Annotated in this window: 3 protein-coding genes; 2 read left to right on the top strand and 1 reads right to left on the bottom strand. The window is 48.0% G+C overall.

The genetic code is table 11. The features are described from left to right. Both J5224_RS25200 and J5224_RS25195 read left to right on the top strand, forming a co-directional pair. Positions 1 to 531: LysR substrate-binding domain-containing protein (locus J5224_RS25200; RefSeq protein WP_264627015.1), on the top strand; the 531-nt coding region annotated here is incomplete at its 5' end. A gap of 101 nt (positions 532 to 632) precedes the next feature. Further along, entirely contained in the window at positions 633 to 1493 is an 861-nt protein-coding gene (locus J5224_RS25195; protein WP_264627945.1) for a hypothetical protein, read from the top strand. 49 nt (positions 1494 to 1542) lie between these two features. Here J5224_RS25195 and tldD read toward each other — a convergent pair. Next, the coding region (gene tldD / locus J5224_RS25190) for a metalloprotease TldD (protein WP_264627944.1) at positions 1543 to 2271 on the bottom strand (729 nt) is incomplete at its 5' end.

Here is a 2271-nt window from a genome sequence, read left to right as displayed (position 1 = left end):
CTGATTGCGGACGGGTTGGATATTGTCATCCGCGTGGGCGCCTTGCAGGACTCCAGCCTGTTTGCCAAACGTCTCGGCTCGATGCCGATGGTGGTGTGCGCTGCCAAACGCTATTTGACCCAGCATGGCACCCCGGAAAAACCTTCCGATGTGGAAAGTTTCTCCTGGTTGGAATACACCGTGCGCGCCGACAGTGAGTTCGAACTGATCGCCCCGGAGGGCATTTCCACCAAAATCGCGCCGCAGGGCCGCTTTGCCACTAACGATCCGCAGACGTTGGTGCGTTGGCTCAAAACCGGTGCAGGCATTGCCTATATCCCATTGATGTGGATTATCGATGAAATTGCCCGCGGTGAAGTGGAAATACTGTTCAGTCGCTATCACTCCGATCCGCGCCCGGTGTATGCGTTGTATACCCGCAAGGATAATTTGCCGCTCAAGGTGCAACTGTGTATCAATTATATGACGGAGTATTTTAAAAATGTTGCACAGATTTATCAAAGCCATAGGGAAGAAACACTGGGGAAATAATTATTTTCACACTACGGCATTAACCTGAATATACAATCTGGTATAGGTTGCCTTCACCTTTTTGCTGTTATAGTGTGCTTTCCTTAACCAGGGGGGCATTTATGACAACAGCATTTAATATTTCAGGAAATCTATTTTCAAGAACGATTTCACTTAATGAAATAGAAGGTATTAAAAATGCAAAAAATCCCAATGAAATAAAAAGCCTTTGGGGTAAGATTGCAGACTGGTTTTGTGGAACCGATAAAGAAAATGCCAAAAAAGCGTTATTTGAATTGATCAACAATGATGATGCAACTATAAAAATAGACGCTTTTAACCAGTTAAAAGCCATGGTATCACCCGCGTTTAAAGATGCCTTCACTTACACGACGACAGCGATAAGTGATACCTCGTTTACCGTCAATCTGTCTATTGGTGCTTTATTTTCTACGGGTGAGATCTCTACGACGGGCAAAAGCATCAATCTGAATGAGCACATCAAGACCTTCACTCCAGAATATTTTATCGAACGAGACATTCATCTGGAACAAGTAAAAAAAGACATACCAAGAAGTGAAATGTATTTTTGTCATACCTCGACCCATCATGAACGCATTACCGTTGACATGCTGCCACAGATTATTAATAAAATGTCAGAAGAACAAAAAAAATCGCTAAATATTGCACTCTCTCAAATTGGCGTTATCGATATCAAGAACCAAATTAATCAGCATGCCAAAGCGATGTCACTGCTCGGTGACCCCAGTAAAAAATTGTTTCTTTCTTTAAAAAATCAGGGAAACATCACCGTTGAAATACATATCATTAATAACCTTGACGCTGAAAAACACCAGGTTTATCAATCAATGTGTCCTGAATCTAAATATCCCTGTTTATACGCAAAAGCCCGGATTGATATCGACATAAACGGACATTGCAATATTTCTGACATTACCGTCTCACACCCGGGAATTGAGTAGTCACCGTCATGCATTTTCATCGTAGCGTGACGGTGACTCAGGCGCAGGCTTACGCCGTACCGCCCACCGTCATGCTGTCCAGTTTCAGCGTCGGTTGCCCAACGCCCACAGGCAGGCTTTGGCCCTCTTTACCGCACACGCCAACGCCTTTATCCAATGCCAAATCGTTACCCACCATGGATATCTGCTGCATGGCTTCGATACCGGAACCGATCAGGGTTGCCCCTTTAACCGGCGTCGTGACTTTGCCGTTTTCAATCAGATAGGCCTCGGAGGTTGAGAATACAAACTTGCCAGAGGTGATATCCACCTGACCGCCGCCAAAGTTAGGCGCGTATAAGCCGTATTCTACGCTGGCGATAATCTCTTCCGGCGTCGATTTACCTGCCAACATGTAGGTGTTGGTCATGCGCGGCATCGGCAAATGGGCATAAGACTCACGGCGACCATTGCCGGTCGGTGCTACGCCCATCAAACGTGCGTTGAGTTTGTCCTGCATATAGCCTTTCAGCACGCCGTTCTCAATCAGCACGTTGTACTGCCCGGCAACGCCTTCGTCATCCATCGCCAGCGAACCGCGACGTCCTTCCAGCGTACCGTCATCCACCACGGTACAGAGTTCAGAGGCCACCAACTTGCCCATCTGCCCGCTGAACACCGACGTGCCGCGGCGGTTAAAGTCCCCTTCCAACCCGTGCCCGACGGCTTCATGCAGCAGCACGCCCGGCCAGCCTGCGCCCAGCACCACCGGCATAGTGCCCGCAGGCGCAGCAACGGC

The organism is Candidatus Symbiopectobacterium sp. NZEC135 (assembly GCF_025962695.1).
The sequence above is the reverse complement of the archived record's forward strand: the minus strand, read 5'-3'. Positions and strand labels throughout refer to the sequence as shown.